The sequence below is a fragment of the Streptomyces sp. NPDC087787 genome, assembly GCF_044743035.1.
Classification (GTDB): Bacteria; Actinomycetota; Actinomycetes; order Streptomycetales; family Streptomycetaceae; genus Streptomyces.
The window spans coordinates 173,988-190,289 of the sequence record NZ_JBIUVQ010000008.1 but is presented as its reverse complement, the minus strand read 5'-3'; the positions used below and the strand labels follow the sequence as shown (position 1 = coordinate 190,289).

Below are 16,302 nucleotides of genomic sequence, written 5' to 3'. Positions count from 1 at the left end.
GGTCGGCCGGACTCCAGGCGGATCACCCCACGACGACCGTGGCCCCGGCCCGGGTGAGCGCGGTGCGCAGGTCCGCCGGGCAGGGCTGGTCCGTGACGAGGGTGTCGAAGCCGTCCAGCTCGCACACGCGGTGGGCGGCCGTGCGGCCGAACTTGCTGGAGTCGGCCAGTACATAGCGGTGCGAGGCGCCGGCGAGCATGGCCCGCTTGGTGGCGACCTCGTCGAGATGGAAGTCGGTGAGCCCGTAGGGGGCTATCCCGCCGGACCCGAGGAAGACGGCGTCCGCGCGCAGGTTGCCGAAGAACTCCACCGCCTGGGCGTTGGAGCAGGCGAGGTCGCCCGCCCTCAGCCGTCCGCCGCTGACCAGGACCTCCACCCGGGGCCGTGTGCTGACCTCCGCGGCCACGAGCAGGGACGGGGTGGCGATGACGCCGGCGTGGTCGGCGGGCAGTGCGCGGGCCACCTCCAGGGCCGTGGTGCCCACGTCGATGACGACGGTCTGGTTCGGCTCGATCAGCGCCGCCGCCGCCCGGCCGATGGTCTCCTTCTCCGCGGCGAGGCTGCCGCTGCGTTCGCTGAAGGGCGCCTCCTCGCCCACCGGCGCCTGGGCGCTGGTGGCGCCGCCGTGCACCCGGGACAGCTCGCCGTGCCGTTCGAGCAGGGCGAGGTCCCTGCGGACCGTTTCGTGGGAGACGCCGAGCAGCGTGGTCAGGTCGTCGGTGGTGACGAACTTCAGCCGGGCGATCTCGGCGACGATTCTGCGGTGACGCTCGGCGGCGAGCACGTCCCACCTCCCTGGGTGATGACCGTTTCTGTGGATCTGTGACTGCATTCTACGGTCGGCCGGTGCCAGGCCGGACCGGCTTCCTCGCCCCAGAACCGGCGTCCTCGGTGTCGCGCACGGTGAACGACTCTTGACGGGAGACGGGCAAGGCTCCACACTTTCAGCAACGCGCGGTCAACAATCCACAGAAACGGTCAGGTGGGTGGGTTGGCGAGACCGCTTCGGCCACGGCCCTGCGCACCCTCGCAGGCCCCGCCGCACCCCTCGGCGGACAGGCCCCGGCAGACCCCGCGCGGGGCGTCCCCGCACAGCCGACCGAGTTCGGTTGCTCACGTTCACTGGCTCTCGCACTCCACGGCGGGGCACTGTTAAACAGGGAAAAGAGTCATGGCACACGCAGAATCAGCTCCCCAGAGATCAGGAACAGGCGCTCCGGGTGCGGGTGAGCCCAAGCAGATGGCGCGGGAACTCGGCTGGTACGCCTCGTTCTCCGTGGCCTTCGGGTTCGTCTCCATCGCCACCGGCATCTTCACCACCTACGGCTCGGTGCTCGCGACCTCCGGCCCGCGCGGCATCTGGGCCTGGCCGATCTCCGTGATCGGCCAGCTCTCCATCGCCCTGGTCTTCGGCGCCCTCGCCGCGCGCATCCCGATCAGCGGCTACTCGTACCAATGGGTGTCACGGATCGTGGGCCCGGTATGGGGCTGGATCATGGGATGGATCTCGTTCGCCTTCCTGGGCGTGGTCCTGATCGCCGTCGACTACACGATCGCCTCCACCATCCTTCCGGAGCTGTTCCGCTACGTCGGCACCACACAGAACGCCTGGGTGATCACCGCCGGCGTCGTACTGCTCCAGGCACTCCTCGTCGCCGCCTCCACCCGCACCACCCACCGGGTCAACAACGTGGCCGTCACCGTGCAGCTCGTCGGCATGATCGCGCTGACCGTGCTGCTGTTCGCGGTGGGCGCCTTCACCGGCAAGCTCGACTTCGGGCACCTCTTCGACACCGGGACCGTCCCCGCGAGCGGCTACTACGGCCTGGGTGGCGGCACCACGGCCGGACCGTTCGCCCTGGCGTTCCTGCTCGGCGCGTTCACCATCGTCGGCTTCGAGTCGGCGGCCAACCTGGCCGAGGAGACCAAGAACCCGGCCCGGGTCATCCCCAAGGCCATGGTCCAGGCGGTCCTCTCGCTGGGCGTGCTCGGCTTCCTGTTCCTGGTAGCGGTCACCGCGGCGGCCGGCCGGATCGACGGTGTCGCCGCCTCGGCGACTCCCGTGGCCACCGTCATCACCGCCGTGCTCGGCTCGGTCGTCGGCAAGATCCTGCTGGTCCTGGTCGTCGTGTCGATCTTCTCCTGCGGACTGGTGATCACCCTGAGCGGCACCCGCCTGGTCTACGCGATGTCCCGCGACGAGCGCTTCCCCGGCTGGCGGCTGCTCAAGCGCCTGGACCGGCGCACCGCCACGCCCCTGAACGCCTCGGTGTTCATGATGCTCATCGCGCAGATCATCCTCGCGGTCTTCTCCCGCTCCACCGACGCGCTCTTCCAGCTGTTCTCCGCCGGAACCCTGCTGCCCGCCCTCATCTACGCCGGCACCGTCGCGATGTACGCCATCAAGCGCCGCTCCCTGCCCGCGTCACAGGGCTTCTCGCTGGGCCGCTGGGAAGTGCCGGTGCTGGTCGTCGCGGGCGTCTGGCTGGTGTACGAGCTGCTGATCTTCCGGGATGCCTCCTTCCGTGCCCCGTGGACCTACGTTCTCGTGCTGTTCGCGATCGGTGCCGTCTACTTCACCGGTCTGCTGATCCGGCGCGGCAGGGACGGGCTGACCATGCCGGACATGGCCGACGTCGACCGGGCCCTGGATGCCGCCGACGGCACGTCCGCGGACACCGTCGCGGAAGGGAGCGCACGGTGACCGCGATCCTCGCCATCGACCAGGGCACCTCGGGCACGAAGGCCATCGTCGTCGACCCCGAGGAAGGCACCGTCGCCATCGCCGAGGAGACCGTCCGCCCCACCTACCTCGACGGCGGAGGGGTCGAGCAGAACCCGCACGAACTGCTCGACTCCGTCCTCGACGCCGGCCGCCGCGCGGTGAGCGCGGCCGGCCGTCCGATCGCCTGCGTGGCCCTCGCCAACCAGGGCGAGACGGTCCTGGCCTGGGACCCGGCCACCGGAACCCCCCTGACCCAGGCGCTCGTATGGCAGGACCGGCGCGCGGAAAGCGTCTGTGGCGAACTGGCCGAGCACGCCGAGAGCATTGCCCGGCGCACCGGCCTCGTCCTCGACCCGTACTTCTCCGCACCCAAGATGGCCTGGCTGCGGCGCAACCTCACCCGCGAGGGCGTGGTGACGACCACCGACACCTGGCTGGTGCACCACCTCACGGGGGAGTTCGTCACCGATGCCTCCACCGCCAGCCGCTCACTCGTCCTCGACCTGGACACCGCCGCCTGGGACCAGGAACTCCTGGACCTGTTCGGCCTCGGCGACGAGCGGCTGCCCCGCATCGCCGCCTGCGACGAGGTCGTCGGCACCACCAGGGCCTTCGGCCAGGAGATGCCGGTGGCCGGGCTGATCGTCGACCAGCAGGCGGCTCTGGTCGCGGAGCGCTGCCTGGAGCCGGGCACCGCGAAATGCACGTACGGCACCGGCGCCTTCCTGCTGGCGAACACCGGCCTCGACCCGGTGCGCTCCAGCGCCGGACTGACCACCTCGGTGGCCTGGCGGGCGGCCGGACGGACGCCGTACTGCGTGGACGGGCAGGTCTACACCGTCGCCTCGGCGGTGCGCTGGCTCCAGGACCTCGGCCTCATCCAGTCCGCGACCGACCTGGACACCCTGGCGGCGGCCGACGCCGGGAACGTGCTGTGCGTGCCCGCGTTCGCCGGCCTAGCCGCGCCCTGGTGGGCCCCGGAGGCCACCGCGTCCTTCACCGGCATGACCCTGGCCACCCGGCGCGAACACCTCGTCCTCGCCCTGCTCCAGGGCATCGCCGCGCAGGTCGCCGAGCTGGGCACCCTGGTCGCCAAGGATCTCGGCCGTCCCCTGACCCGGCTGCGCGCGGACGGCGGACTGACCAACTCCGCCGTCCTCATGCAGGCCCAGGCCGACATCGCGCAGATGCCGGTCGACATCTACCCCCACGCCCACGCCACCCCCCTGGGGGCGGCCGCCCTGGCCCGCTGCGCCCTCGATCCGGCGCTCGGGCTCGAAGAAGCCGTCGGCGACTGGCAGCCGACCACCGTCTACGAACCCCGCTGGTCCGCCGACCGGGCCGAGGAGTTCCGTACCGCATGGGCGCGGGCCGCGACGGCCCGTGCCACCGAGGGAGACCATTCATGACCGCCACCCCGCACCGCCCCCACGACGGCGTCTTCGACGTCGCGGTGATCGGCGGAGGCATCGTCGGCGCGGCGATCGCACGCGAACTGTCCGGCCACGACGTCCGTGTCGCGCTGCTCGACGCCCGCGACGACGTCGGCGACGCCACCAGCAAGGCGAACACCGCGATCCTGCACACCGGCTTCGACGCCAAGCCCGGCACGCTCGAATCCCGCCTGGTCGCCCGCGGCTACCACCTGCTGAGCGCCTACGCCGAAGCCACCGGCATCCCCGTCGAACACACCGGTGCCGTCCTGGTGGCCTGGACCGACGAGGAACTCCGGGCGCTGCCCGGCCTGAAGGAGAAGGCCGAGGCCAACGGCTACACGCACTGCCGGATCATCGACGCCGACGAGGTCCACGGACTGGTCCCCGACCTCGGTGAGGGGGCGCTGGGCGGGCTGACCGTGCCCGACGAGTCCATCATCTGCACCTGGACCACCAACCTCGCCCTGGCCACCGACGCCCGGCAGCGCGGCACCACGATCCTGCTCCAGCACGCCGTGACCGGCGTCGACGAAGGCGACGAGGTCACCACCCTGCACACGCCCGCCGGCGACGTACGGGCCCGCTGGGTGGTGAACGCCGCCGGTCTCGGCGCCGACCACATCGACCGCCTCTTCGGCCACGACCGCTTCACCGTCACCCCCCGCCGCGGCGAGCTGTTCGTCTTCGACAAGCTCGCCCGCCCCATGGTGAACAAGATCGTCCTCCCGGTACCGACCTCACGCGGCAAGGGGGTACTGATCTCCCCGACCATCTACGGCAACGTCATGCTCGGCCCCACCGCCGAGGACCTCACCGACCGCACCGACACCGCCACCTCCGAGGACGGCTTCGACTTCCTGCTCACCAAGGGCGAACGCCTCATGCCGCGCCTGCTGGCCGAAGAGGTCACCGCCAGCTACGCCGGGCTGCGCGCCGCCATCGACCACTCCGACTACCTCATCGAGGCCGCCCCGGCGCAGCGCTACCTCCTCGTCGGCGGGATCCGCTCCACCGGCCTGACCGCCGGCATCGCCATCGCCGAACACGCCCGCACCCTCCTGGAGGAGGCCGGCCTGGACCTGCGCCCGCGCGCCGAACTGCCCGAGCCGCCGCGCATGCCCAACATCGGCGAAGCCGGCACGCGCCCCTACCAGGACGCCGACCTCATCGCCCGCGACCCCGCCTACGGCACCGTCGTCTGTTTCTGCGAACGGGTCACCGAGGGCGAGATCCGCGACGCCTGCCACGCCCCGGTACCCGCCCGCAACCTGGAGGGACTGCGCCGCCGCACCCGCGCGATGAACGGCCGCTGCCAGGGCTTCTTCTGCGGCGCGGCCGTCGCCGCACTGCGCGAGAAGCACCACACCCACGACGGCTGCCGCAGCCAGCACAAGGACAACCGATGACCCACCAGCCGCCCCTGACCACGCCCGACGTCCTCATCATCGGCGGCGGCCCAGCGGGCCTGACCGCGGCGGCCGAACTGGCCGGCCGCCAGGCGGGCAGCGTCCTCGTCGTCGACCGGGAGCAGGACGCCGGCGGCATCCCCCGGCACAGCGACCACACCGGCTACGGCCTGCGCGACCTGCGCCGCGTGATGACCGGCCCCGCCTACGCCCGCCACCTCGTGCGGCAGGCCACCGGGGCCGGAGCGGAGATCCGCACCCGCACCATGGTCACCGGCTGGGCCGACGAGGACACCGTCGACGTCACCAGCCCCGACGGCCGCTACCGGATCCGGCCGCGCGCCATCGTGCTGGCCACCGGCGCCCGCGAACGGCCCCGCACGGCACGCCGCATCCCCGGCGACCGCCCCCACGGCGTCTACACCACGGGCCACTTGCAGAACCTCGTCCACCTGCACCACCAGCCCGTCGGCAAGCGGGCCGTCATCGTCGGCGGCGAACTCGTCAGCTGGTCCGCGGCCGTCACTCTGCGCGAGGCCGGCTGCACCCCCGCCCTCATGGTCAGCCAGTACCCGAAGGCGGAGTCCTACGCCGCCTTCAACGCGGCCGGACGCACCGTGCTGCGCGTCCCCGTCGCCACCCGCACCCGCGTCACCCGCGTCATCGGCAAGGGACGCTGCCAGGCCGTGGAGATCGAGCACCTCGACACCGGCCGGCGCCGCACCGTCGCCTGCGACACCGTCGTCTTCACCGGCGACTGGATCCCCGACCACGAACTCGCCCGCTCCGCCGGCATCACCCTCGACGAAGGCACCCTCGGCCCGCTCACCGACACCGCGCTGCGCACCAGCCGCCCCGGTGTCTTCGCCGCGGGAAATCTGCTGCACCCCGTCGACACCGCCGACGTCGCCGCCCTCGACGGCAGGCACGTCGCCCGGCAGGTCGTCCACCACCTCAGCGGCGAGGACCGGCCGGCCGAGGGCGTCCGCCTGATCGCCGACGCCCCCTTCCGCTGGGTCGCCCCGCAACTCCTGCGGCCGGGCGACCCCGCACCCGCCCGGGGGCGCCTGCTGCTGTGGACCGACGAGTTCGTCCGCCTCCCCAAGGTGACCGTCCGCCAGGACGGACGGACCCTCGCCCGCCGGACCCTCGCCTGGCCGGCCGCTCCCGGCCGCGTCTTCCGGGTCCCGGCCGGTCTGCTCGACGGCGTCTCGCCCGCCGGCGGCCCGGTCCGCATCGGTCTCGGCTGATCCCGGCACGGCAGGTCGCGGGCACCGAGGCGCCCGTGTGGGGAATGTCGCTCTCTCCCGGGTGAACCGTTTGCTGCTGACAAGAGTGAGCAAGCGGTCCCATGGACGTCCGCGTGCCCGGGACGCCCGGGAGAGAGGAGACCCAGATGGTGGACAAGGAAGACGGCGCCGCCCCGGCGGATGCCGATCCCGAGGCCCTCAAACGCCACCGGACGCTGTTCAGGGCCGTCAGACGGCGCCGGAACCCTCCTCTGCGGCGCACGGACATCACCGTCACCGATGAGGCGGCCGTGCAGCGGGCGGTGAAGGCCGCCTCGCTCGGCAACGCCATGGAGTGGTTCGACTTCGGTATCTACAGCTACCTGGCGGTCACCATCGGGCACGTGTTCTTCCCGTCCGGGAACGGAACCGTCCAGCTGCTGTCGTCGTTCGCGACCTTCGCGGTGTCCTTCCTCGTACGTCCCCTGGGCGGCATGGTCTTCGGCCCCATGGGGGACAAGATCGGCCGCAAGAAGGTCCTCGCCCTGACCATGATCATGATGGCGATCGGCACGTTCGCCATCGGCCTGATCCCCTCCTACGCCTCGATCGGCTTCTGGGCCCCCTTCCTGCTGATCCTCTTCCGGCTGGTGCAGGGCTTCTCCACGGGCGGTGAGTACGGAGGCGCGTCCACCTTCATCGCCGAATACGCGCCCGACCGGCGGCGAGGCTTCTTCGGCAGCTTCCTCGAACTCGGCACGCTGGCGGGCTACGTCGGCGCGGCCGGCCTGGTGACGCTCCTGACCGCGCTGCTCGGCAACGCCGGCATGGACTCCTGGGGGTGGCGCGTCCCGTTCCTCGTCGCCGGCCCGATCGGGCTGATCGGCCTGTACCTGCGGCTGCGACTGGACGAGACGCCCGCGTTCCGGAAGCTGGAGGACGACTTCGTGCACCGGGCGTCCGAGGCCGCCTCCACAGTGGAGGCGACCGCCAGGGGAGACCTGGCGAAGATCTTCCGGAACCACTGGCCGGCGCTCGTCCTGTGCGTCTGCCTGGTCGGCGCGTACAACATCACCGACTACATGCTGCTCTCGTACATGCCCACCTACCTCTCGGACCGGATGGGGTACTCCGAGACGCACGGCCTGCTGATCCTGATCGCCACCATGGTGGTGCTGATGCTGCTGATCAACCAGGTCGGCAAGCTGTCCGACCGGCTCGGCCGGAAGCCGGTCCTGATGACCGGCATGCTCGGCTTCCTGCTCCTCTCCGCCCCGGCCTTCCTGCTGGTCGAGCAGGGCAGCCTGGCCGCCGTGTCCGCGGGGATGCTGATGCTGGGACTGTCGCTGGTATGCCTGCTCGGGACGATGTCCGCGGCGCTGCCCGCCCTGTTCCCCACCCAGGTGCGCTACGGCTCCCTTTCCATCGGCTACAACCTCTCCGCCTCCCTCTTCGGCGGGACGACCCCCCTGGTGATCACCGCCCTGATCTCGGTCACCGGCAGCGACCTGATGCCCGCCTACTACGCCATGGCGGCGGCACTCGTCGGCGTGATCTCGGTGGCCTGCATGAAGGAGACGGCACGCCGGCCGCTGGAGGGCTCCCCACCGGCCGTCGCGACGCCGGAGGAGGCCGCGGAGCTGGTGGAGGGCCAGGCCCCGCTGCCCAGGTTCTGACGCTGCCCAGCTTCTGACGGGCCGTCGCGAGAGCGCGAGCGGGCGGCGGGACCCGGCCCGACGGGTCCGGGCCCCTCCACGTACGATCAGCGGGCCCGTCCCGTCGCAAGGAGCGCCCAGCCCGTGACCTCCGTCGTCGCACCGTCCACGGCTGCCGGACTGCCGGCCCCGCGGCGGCTGACCCGCACCGAGGACGGGCTGCGGCTGCCCGCGCTGGTGTGGCGCGCCGGCCCGGGATGGCGGATGGTCAGCAACGCCGTGCTCGGCGGCGGCATCGGAGAGCGAGGCTGGGTCCTCAACGCGCAGGTGGCCCACGGCTACCGGCGCACCGACCCCGAACGCCACCTCGCCGAGCTGGCCGAGGCCGCCGGCCTCGACGGCGCGGGAGTGGGCCTGATGACCGCCGCCGATGTCACGGCTCACGGCAGCGCGGAGGACGGCGGGGCCACCGCGGTCGCCACCGCCGGCGTCCGGGTGCGCGGATGGGCCGCCTCCCCTGAACCGGGGGCTGACGGCCGTGGCGCGCCCGGCACGATCAACGTCGTCGCCGCGCTCCCGGTCACCTTGTCGGACGCCGCACTGGTCAACGCCGTGGTCACCGCGACCGAGGCCAAGGTGCAGGCGCTGCTGGAGGCGGGCTACGACTGCTCAGGCACCCCCACCGACGCCGTGTGCGTGGCCGCCCGCACCCCGAGCGACGACGAAGAACTCCACACCTTCGCCGGACCGCGCTCGCTCTGGGGCGCCCGCCTGGCCCGCGCCGTTCACGGGGCGGTGCGCGCGGCCCTGCCCGTTCCCGGGGACTGAGGGACGCCCGGACGGCGCCGGTGGTCACCGAGGCGCACTGTGATCACAGTCGGTGCGACACCTCCCAGTGGGCCGCGGGAAGAACCTTGGTGTAGTACCCGTTCGGGGTGTTTCCCGTAGCGCTGCCGAGCCGCGGGTCCTTGCGGAGGATTTCGCTGTAGCCCTTGAAGACCGCCATCGACATGTGGAGGCAGTTGTTGGTGGCGACGTCGTAGCCGCGCTTCTTCACCGCGCCATACCAGGACTGGGCCCTCTTCGCGTCACCGTCCTTGGTGTTCACGCACCGATAGCGCGTGTAGTACCGCGCGTTCTCGTGGTCCTTGTCACGCACGGACGTGAAGTACGCGTGGGCCTTCTCCCACGTGCCGCCCTTGATCCAGCCGGCGACCGGTGCGTCGTTGGTGCTGCCGAACGAGCCGTAGACCCAGTGGTTCGCTTCCCCGCGAACCTTGACGGCGAAGGCGGCGTGCCCCGCTCCGTAGGCCCCCTCGGGGGCCTCGAACATGCACGCGCGCCCCAGCGGGGCGGCCTGCGCCCGCACCGGGGCGGTCACCGCGCCCACGGTCAGAAGAGTGAGCGCGCCGGCCACCGGCGCCGCGATCCGGGCCATCGACTTCCTGACGATCCTCATGTCACTGTCCTTTCGTGCAAGTGACGAACCTGTCCCCGAACGCCCTCTCGAAGCGGGCGAACGGTTCGATACCCGCACTTTTGCCGCTGGCTTGATGACCCGCCACACTTCTGCCTGCCGGTCAATGACCGGTCATCAAGAAAGCGAGATCGAGGAGCGATTGAGTGGCCAGTAACCAAGGCCGGCAGGAGAGTCCGATCGACCCCGAGGGCGGCCCCCTGGCGCTGTTCGCCCTCGAACTCCGTCAACTGCGAGAGCGGTGCGGCCGTCCGACCTACCGGCAGTTGGCGACCTGGTCGGCGAAGGTGGGCAGCCCGTACTCGGACACCACTTTCTCCACCGCGGCCAGGGGCCACACCCCTCCCTCCCGCGAGGTCGTTCTGGCGTTCGTGCGGGCATGTCTGGCCTATGCCAGGACCGGCCGGCAGCAGACGGCACGCGCGGTCGGTGAATGGACCGCGCGCTGGGAGGCATTGGAGGCCGAACTCAACGCTGGAGATGCTGCCCAGCCGTCTTCGGCCCTTTTCACCTCATCCGAGCCGGCCCCTTCGCCCGCTCCGCCGCTCAGGCCGGTGGCAAGGGAAGACCGAACGGCGGAACCGCTCGAACCGCCGTCGGCCACGCCTGCCGTCTCCCGGGCCCCGAGCCGCCGTGGGAAGCAGGTGCTGGCTACCGTCCTCGGCCTCGTGGCTCTCTGCGGGCTTGTGCTCGTCGCACGTCACATCGCCGCGCCCGGATCGGCGGTCGCGGACTCGGACTACATGGTCGAGGCATCCGTCGCCACTCCGCCGACTTCCGCCGGCCTGGGCGGCAACAACCGGTGCGGCCGGCCCCGCTACGTCGACGGTGTGGCATGGACTCCATGCACCCGTGCCGACGGCGCCAAGCTCGTCTTCGCCGTGCAGATGACCAACACCGGGCCGGACCCGGTCACCGTCAAGGCCAAGCTCGCCTACGTCCGAGCCGCGGTCGCCCACAACTGTCCGGGTGTCTGGGGCAGGGGAGTGGAACTCACCGTGGCACCTGGCAAGACAGTGACCAGTCCCCTGGCGGAGTGCACTGTGGACAAATTGCCGGCCACCGCGTTCCAGGCCAAAGCCTGGGTGATCGCGTCCAACGACTACTCCTGGGGATACCGGGAGATGTCCCAGACCGTCCATGTCCAACCAGACGGCCGGACAGTGCTCTGGGCCGACGAGTCCTGATCGCCGTGCGATCAGGACTGCGCTGCCCGAGCGGTCCGGTCTGCCCCTCTCCCTCGGCGTCTCCGCTGCGAAACCCATGACAGCCACGGACCGAAACCCCTGGTACGGGGTATCCCGCCGATCCGATCTCGCCGTGGCCCACGTCGGCGACGGCCTGCCGAGCTCCACGCCGGCAGGGGATACGGCTACGACTTCCTGCGACGGTGGCTCCGCAGCCGGAACATCGTCCCGCGCGTCGCGCGCAAGGGGATCGAGTGGGCGCTGGCCGGTCGACAGTTGGGGGGCCTCGCTGTCAGCCGGTCATCTGCACGTCCGTCAGTTACGGGTCCAGCCCCCGGGGCCGATCCAGACGGTCTGCTTGTTGCGCGTCGGGACAACGTCGTAGCGCGCCACGGCCTGGTAGTAGCCGCCGATGCGCCGCTTGCAGAGCAGGTTGCCGATGATGGTGTTCCGCTGGCCGAGCGCCACCTTCCCGTAGACCAGGTCATCACCCATGTCCCAGTTGGTGCTCCAGTAGTTCGTGTAGGCCTGGATCCCCTTGACGGTGGCGTTCGGGCAGTTACCGAGCCACTTCGGGAAGGAGATGTACACCCAGCCGTAGCTTGCTGCCTGCGCAGTTCCCTGAGTTGTGGCTACTCCGCTGATGGCCAGCCCGAGCACCGACAGCGCCACGGAGAGCTTCTTGAGCCTCGTCTTGAGCACGTACCCACCCCATCTTGTCCTTGTCCGTCATCCAGGAACCGCGAACCGGGCGGATCACGAACCCCCACGCCTGATCATGTGAGCCTGCGGGGCCGCTGAGGGAAGTACACAGTATTCAATGACTTTTCGTGACAATAAGTTCTATTTACAGTCGCATCAGCAGGTTTCTTTGGTTCTCACGTTCGCATGGGATTCGAAAGGTTCGTAGCGCAACCCACTCGGTTGGCCTTCACGACGGCTGGGTCAAGAACACCTGCTGGCCAGTGGGCAACCGCGCTGCTCCCAGCCCACGAGGGGACGAATACGTACTCCGTCTTCAACGCCCAGTACACGTACAGCATTGGCCGCAACTCTTTCTGGCTCCTGCTGGCCGTGGCCCCCACAGCTGCCATCCCGGCGCGTGCTCGTGGCACAACGGCGACGACCGCGCGAGGATCGGGACGGGCGTTCCTTCCGGCCCGATGGGCGGACCGAGGCGGGCCTTCGCCCCGAGGGCGCGTCGTACCCGTCATGCATCGCGCGCACCCGCCCGGCCAGGGCGAGAACGACTCGGTCGGCGTGGTCCGGGCAGGTCCCGCCCGGGTGGGCGTCAGCTGTCGAAGTCGACGGTCAGGGTGTCGGACACCGGGAACGTCTGGCAGGTCAGCACATAGCCGGCGTCGACCTCGGAGGGCTCCAGCGCGTAGTTGCGGCGCATGTCGGCCTCGCCGTCGGTGACCAGGGCGCGGCAGGTGCCGCATACGCCGCCCTTGCAGGCGAAGGGCATGTCCGGGCGAACCCGCGTCGCCCCGTCCAGGATCGTCGTCTCGCGGGAGAGCGGGGACGTGGTGGAGCGGCCGTCGAGGGTGATGGTGACCTGGCTGACCGGGCCGTCACCGGTGGCGTCCACGTGGCGGACCGTCCGGATCGGCTCGTCGTCGGCGAAGAACAGCTCCTGGTGGACGCGGTCCGCCGGGACACCGAGGTCCCCGAGCAGCTTCTGCGCGTCGCGGACCATGCCGTGCGGGCCGCACAGCCACCAGTGGTCCGCGCCCTTCACGTCGACGAGCCCGTCGATGAGCGCGGCCAGGCGCTCGGAGTCCAGGCGTCCCGAGAGGAGTTCGGCCTCGCGCGGTTCGCGGGACAGGACGTGCCCGAGCTGGAAGCGGGTGGGGTAGAGGTCCTTCAGGTCGGCGAGCTCGTCGGCGAACATCACCGTGTCGGTACGGCGGTTGCCGTAGAAGAGGGTGACCCGGGAGCGGGAGTCGGCGGCCAGCACGGACTCGGCGATGGACATCATCGGGGTGATGCCGGAGCCGGCGGCGATCAGGACGTGGTGGCCCGGTTCGGCGAGGTCGGGGGTGAAGGCGCCGGTGGGGGCCATCACCTCGACGGTGTCGCCGGGGCGGACGTCCTCCACCAGCCAGGAGGAGAACAGGCCGCCGGGCACCACACGTACGCCGATGCGGGGGCGGGCGCCGACGGGCGAGCAGATGGAGTACGAGCGGCGCTCGTCGCGCCCGTCGACCTCGCGGCGCAGCGTGAGCGACTGGCCGGGACGGTAGGCGAACTCCTGCGCCAGTTCCTCGGGCACGTCGAAGCTGATGGCGGCCGCGTCCGCGCACAGCGGCTGCACCGCGGCGACCCGCAGCGGGTGGAAGGCCGGACGGCGGCGCCGCGGGGGAGCGGCGGACACGTCGGTCTCCGTCGTGGTGGTCGGGGCCATCAGATCTCCTTGACGTACTCGAACGGCTCCAGACAGCTGCGGCAGCGCCACAGTGCCTTGCAGGAGGTGGCGGCGAAGCGGGACGTCTCCTCGGTGTCGGACGAACCGCAGCGCGGGCACGCCACCGCGCGCCGGGTGGCGGACAGCTCCAGCGGCACGGCTCCGCCGGTGCGCCGGGGCGCGCTGCCGGGAGGGGCGATGCCCGCCTCGGTGAGCTTGCGCCGGCCCTCCGCGGTGATCCAGTCCGTCGTCCACGGCGGGTCCAGGACGGTACGGATCTCCACCTGCGCGAAACCGGCCGAACGCAACCGCGCGGCGACGTCGGCACGCATCTCCGCCATCGCGGGACAGCCGGAGTAGGTGGGGGTCAGCCCGGCGACGACCGTGCCGTCCGGCCGCAACTCGACGGTGCGCAGCACGCCGAGGTCGGCCAGGGTGAGCATGGGCAGCTCCGGGTCCGGGACCTGCTCGGCCACGTGCCGCGCGCGCCGCTCGTCCAGTGCGCTCACCATGTCGCCTCCGGATGGGCGCGGGCCAGGCCCTGCAACTCCTCCAGCAGCGGGGCCAGATGCTCGGTGTGGTCGCCCTCCCGGCCCTGACCGGGCAGCGCCTCGGCCTCGGCCGGCTCAAGACCGGCGGCGTCGAGGACCTGCCCGAGCACGGCCGTCGTCTCCTCCCGCACCTCCGCCGGGTCGACGCCGAACCCCGGTCGCGGCGCGAAGAGTTCGTCCGTGTACGGGGCGACGGCGGTCAGGGCGGCCCGCATCCGCCGGTGGGACTCCTCCGTGCCGTCCCCCAGGCGCACCGCCCAGTCCGCCGCGAACTGCCGGTGGTAGGCGAGCTCGTTGACGCCCTTGGCGGCGATCGCCCTCAGGACCGGGTCCTGCGTGGTGGCGGCGAGCCGCTGGAAGACGGCCAGGCGCCAGCAGGACAGCACCAGCAGCCGGGTGACGGAGAACGCGAAGTCGCCGTTGGGAAGTTCGGCGAGCCGGACGTTGCGGAAGTCCGCCGCGTCCCGGAAGTAGGCGTAGGCGTCCTCGTCCCGGCCGCTGCCGTCGGCCTGGCCGGCGCGTGCGTACAGCAGCCGTGCCTGACCGAGCAGGTCGAGGCCGATGTTGGCCAGGGCGACCTCCTCCTCCAGCTCCGGGGCCCGCGTGCACCACTCGGCCAGGCGCTGCGCGCCGACCAGGGCGTCGTCCCCGAGGGCGAGGCAGTACGCGGCCAGCTCGGCGGGCTCGACCGAGTCCGGCACGGTGGTGTCGACGCCGTGCAGCGGGTCCTCGAAACCGGTGCCGAAGGCCCAGCGGGCGTCCGACTCCCCGTGGTCCGCGGCCAGGGACAGGTAGACGTGGTCGTCGGTGACGTCGCTCATGTCCGTCCTGCTCCTAGATGTGGGGGACATCGTCGGGGATGTCGTAGAAGGTGGGGTGCCGGTAGACCTTGTCGGCGCTGGGCGCGAAGAAGGGGTCCTTCTCGTCGCGGGTGGAGGCGGCTATGTGCTCCGAGCGCACCACCCAGATGCTCACGCCCTCGTTGCGCCGGGTGTACAGGTCGCGGGCGTGGCTGAGCGCCATGGCGTCGTCGGCCGCGTGCAGCGAGCCGACGTGCACGTGGTTGAGGCCGCGCTTGCCGCGGACGAACACCTCGTACAGCGGCCAGCTGTCCTTCGTGCCGTCGGTGTTGCTCATGCCGCCGTTCCTTCCTCGTTGTTCCGGGCGTCCTCGGTGGCCCCGGTCGTGGCGGCCCGCTTGGCCGCGTGGGCGGAGGCCGCCTCACGCACCCAGGCACCGTCCTCGTGCGCGGCCCTCCGCCGTGTCACGCGTTCCTCGTTGCACGGCCCGTCGCCGCTGATCACGCGCTTGAGGTCGGACCAGTCGGGGGTGCCGAAGTCGTGCCGGCCGCGCTCCTCGTTCCAGCGCAGCTCGGGGTCGGGCAGGGTGACACCCAGCTTCTCGGCCTGCGGGACGGTCATGTCGACGAATCGCTGCCGCAGTTCGTCGTTGCTGTGCCGCTTGATCTTCCAGGCCATCGAGGCGGCCGAGTTGGGGGAGTCGCCGTCGGGCGGGCCGAACATCATCAGGGACGGCCACCACCAGCGGTTCACCGCGTCCTGCACCATCTCACGCTGGGCGTCGGTGCCGCGCATCATCGTCATCAGCAGCTCGTAGCCCTGCCGCTGGTGGAACGACTCCTCCTTGCAGATCCGCACCATGGAGCGGGCGTAGGGGCCGTACGAACTGCGGCACAGCGGCACCTGGTTGCAGATCGCCGCGCCGTCGACGAACCAGCCGATCACGCCGACGTCCGCGAAGGTCGGAGTCGGGTAGTTGAAGATCGAGGAGTACTTCTGCCGGCCCTCGATGAGGCGCTCGGTGAGGTCCGCGCGGTCGGCGCCCAGGGTCTCGGCCGCCGAGTACAGGTACAGGCCGTGCCCGGCCTCGTCCTGGACCTTCGCGAAGAGGATGGCCTTGCGGCGCAGCGAGGGGGCCCGGGTGATCCATTCGCCCTCGGGCTGCATCCCGATGATCTCCGAGTGGGCGTGCTGCGCGATCTGGCGGATCAGCGTCTTCCGGTAGCCCTCGGGCATCCAGTCCCGGGGCTCGATCCGCTGGTCCTTCGCGATCGTCGCGTCGAACTGCTCCTGGAGCCGCTGCTCCGCGCTGTCGCCGCTCGACACTGCGCCGTGTGACGTGGTCATCGATACCAGCTTCCCTACCGACCATTCGTTCGGGTAATAGTCTGTCGAATTTTCCCGGCCCCGGCAACCCCTGGATCCGGGA

15 protein-coding genes are annotated in these 16,302 nt (G+C 71.2%); 7 read left to right on the top strand and 8 right to left on the bottom strand.

What is annotated here, in order from left to right:
* Positions 1 to 22: 22 nt before the first annotated feature.
* Positions 23 to 784: a DeoR/GlpR family DNA-binding transcription regulator gene (locus ACIOWN_RS15510; RefSeq protein ID WP_362351590.1), complete on the bottom strand. Its 762-nt coding sequence runs from the start codon at positions 782 to 784 to the stop codon at positions 23 to 25.
* A 387-nt stretch (positions 785 to 1,171) separates the two neighbouring features.
* On the opposite strand from ACIOWN_RS15510, the gene ACIOWN_RS15505 reads away from it, so the two are divergent.
* The 6 genes from ACIOWN_RS15505 (at position 1,172) to ACIOWN_RS15480 (ending at position 9,279) form a co-directional block, all read left to right on the top strand.
* Positions 1,172 to 2,704 (top strand): APC family permease, encoded by a 1,533-nt coding sequence (locus ACIOWN_RS15505; RefSeq protein WP_401982453.1) that lies wholly within the window; start codon positions 1,172 to 1,174, stop codon positions 2,702 to 2,704.
* Positions 2,701 to 4,134 carry an FGGY family carbohydrate kinase gene (locus ACIOWN_RS15500; protein ID WP_401982452.1) on the top strand — a complete coding sequence of 478 codons (1,434 nt, stop codon included), beginning with the start codon at positions 2,701 to 2,703 and terminating at the stop codon, positions 4,132 to 4,134. Before ACIOWN_RS15505 ends, ACIOWN_RS15500 begins: the two co-directional genes overlap by 4 nt.
* Entirely contained in the window at positions 4,131 to 5,567 is a 1,437-nt protein-coding gene (locus tag ACIOWN_RS15495) for an NAD(P)/FAD-dependent oxidoreductase (RefSeq protein ID WP_401982450.1), read from the top strand. Before ACIOWN_RS15500 ends, ACIOWN_RS15495 begins: the two co-directional genes overlap by 4 nt.
* A complete protein-coding gene (locus tag ACIOWN_RS15490; protein ID WP_401982449.1) occupies positions 5,564 to 6,817 on the top strand; it encodes an NAD(P)/FAD-dependent oxidoreductase in 1,254 nt (417 codons plus the stop codon). The genes ACIOWN_RS15495 and ACIOWN_RS15490 overlap by 4 nt, the downstream gene beginning before the upstream one ends.
* Before the next feature lie 146 nt (positions 6,818 to 6,963).
* Positions 6,964 to 8,472, top strand: a complete 1,509-nt coding sequence (gene proP, locus ACIOWN_RS15485) for a glycine betaine/L-proline transporter ProP (protein WP_362351601.1) — start codon at positions 6,964 to 6,966, stop codon at positions 8,470 to 8,472.
* Between the two features lie 123 nt (positions 8,473 to 8,595).
* Positions 8,596 to 9,279, top strand: coding sequence for an adenosylcobinamide amidohydrolase (locus ACIOWN_RS15480; protein WP_362351604.1), 684 nt, complete (start codon positions 8,596 to 8,598; stop codon positions 9,277 to 9,279).
* Between the two features lie 43 nt (positions 9,280 to 9,322).
* On the opposite strand, the gene ACIOWN_RS15475 is transcribed toward ACIOWN_RS15480, so the two are convergent.
* The gene (locus ACIOWN_RS15475; protein WP_362351607.1) at positions 9,323 to 9,910 is read right to left on the bottom strand and encodes a hypothetical protein; all 588 of its coding nucleotides are present in this window, start codon (positions 9,908 to 9,910) and stop codon (positions 9,323 to 9,325) included.
* A 164-nt stretch (positions 9,911 to 10,074) separates the two neighbouring features.
* On the opposite strand from ACIOWN_RS15475, the gene ACIOWN_RS15470 reads away from it, so the two are divergent.
* Positions 10,075 to 11,115 carry a helix-turn-helix domain-containing protein gene (locus ACIOWN_RS15470; protein ID WP_401982448.1) on the top strand — a complete coding sequence of 347 codons (1,041 nt, stop codon included), beginning with the start codon at positions 10,075 to 10,077 and terminating at the stop codon, positions 11,113 to 11,115.
* A 315-nt stretch (positions 11,116 to 11,430) separates the two neighbouring features.
* Here ACIOWN_RS15470 and ACIOWN_RS15465 read toward each other — a convergent pair whose 3' ends face one another.
* The 6 genes from ACIOWN_RS15465 to paaA all read right to left on the bottom strand — a co-directional run bounded on the left by ACIOWN_RS15465 (position 11,431) and on the right by paaA (position 16,220).
* Complete coding sequence (locus tag ACIOWN_RS15465) at positions 11,431 to 11,817, bottom strand: hypothetical protein (RefSeq protein WP_362351612.1); 387 nt, start codon at positions 11,815 to 11,817, stop codon at positions 11,431 to 11,433.
* 589 nt (positions 11,818 to 12,406) lie between these two features.
* The gene (gene paaE, locus ACIOWN_RS15460; RefSeq protein WP_362351615.1) at positions 12,407 to 13,522 is read right to left on the bottom strand and encodes a 1,2-phenylacetyl-CoA epoxidase subunit PaaE; all 1,116 of its coding nucleotides are present in this window, start codon (positions 13,520 to 13,522) and stop codon (positions 12,407 to 12,409) included.
* On the bottom strand, positions 13,522 to 14,034 hold the full coding sequence (gene paaD / locus ACIOWN_RS15455) for a 1,2-phenylacetyl-CoA epoxidase subunit PaaD (protein WP_362351618.1): 513 nt from the start codon (positions 14,032 to 14,034) through the stop codon (positions 13,522 to 13,524). The genes paaE and paaD overlap by 1 nt, the downstream gene beginning before the upstream one ends.
* A complete protein-coding gene (gene paaC / locus ACIOWN_RS15450; protein WP_401982445.1) occupies positions 14,028 to 14,894 on the bottom strand; it encodes a 1,2-phenylacetyl-CoA epoxidase subunit PaaC in 867 nt (288 codons plus the stop codon). The genes paaD and paaC overlap by 7 nt, the downstream gene beginning before the upstream one ends.
* 13 nt (positions 14,895 to 14,907) lie before the next feature.
* The gene (gene paaB, locus ACIOWN_RS15445) at positions 14,908 to 15,210 is read right to left on the bottom strand and encodes a 1,2-phenylacetyl-CoA epoxidase subunit PaaB (RefSeq protein WP_112469290.1); all 303 of its coding nucleotides are present in this window, start codon (positions 15,208 to 15,210) and stop codon (positions 14,908 to 14,910) included.
* Entirely contained in the window at positions 15,207 to 16,220 is a 1,014-nt protein-coding gene (gene paaA / locus ACIOWN_RS15440) for a 1,2-phenylacetyl-CoA epoxidase subunit PaaA (RefSeq protein WP_401982443.1), read from the bottom strand. The genes paaB and paaA overlap by 4 nt, the downstream gene beginning before the upstream one ends.
* Between the last annotated feature and the right edge of the window lie 82 nt (positions 16,221 to 16,302).

Bases quoted from the DNA above. Each gene is read 5' to 3' on its own strand.
- ACIOWN_RS15505 (WP_401982453.1), top strand. From the start codon at position 1,172: ATGGCACACGCAGAATCAGCTCCCCAGAGATCAGGAACAGGCGCTCCG.
- ACIOWN_RS15495 (WP_401982450.1), top strand. From the start codon at position 4,131: ATGACCGCCACCCCGCACCGCCCCCACGACGGCGTCTTCGACGTCGCG.
- ACIOWN_RS15490 (WP_401982449.1), top strand. From the start codon at position 5,564: ATGACCCACCAGCCGCCCCTGACCACGCCCGACGTCCTCATCATCGGC.
- proP (WP_362351601.1), top strand. From the start codon at position 6,964: ATGGTGGACAAGGAAGACGGCGCCGCCCCGGCGGATGCCGATCCCGAG.
- ACIOWN_RS15475 (WP_362351607.1), bottom strand. From the start codon at position 9,910: ATGAGGATCGTCAGGAAGTCGATGGCCCGGATCGCGGCGCCGGTGGCC.
- paaE (WP_362351615.1), bottom strand. From the start codon at position 13,522: ATGGCCCCGACCACCACGACGGAGACCGACGTGTCCGCCGCTCCCCCG.
- paaD (WP_362351618.1), bottom strand. From the start codon at position 14,034: ATGGTGAGCGCACTGGACGAGCGGCGCGCGCGGCACGTGGCCGAGCAG.
- paaC (WP_401982445.1), bottom strand. From the start codon at position 14,894: ATGAGCGACGTCACCGACGACCACGTCTACCTGTCCCTGGCCGCGGAC.
- paaB (WP_112469290.1), bottom strand. From the start codon at position 15,210: ATGAGCAACACCGACGGCACGAAGGACAGCTGGCCGCTGTACGAGGTG.
- paaA (WP_401982443.1), bottom strand. From the start codon at position 16,220: ATGACCACGTCACACGGCGCAGTGTCGAGCGGCGACAGCGCGGAGCAG.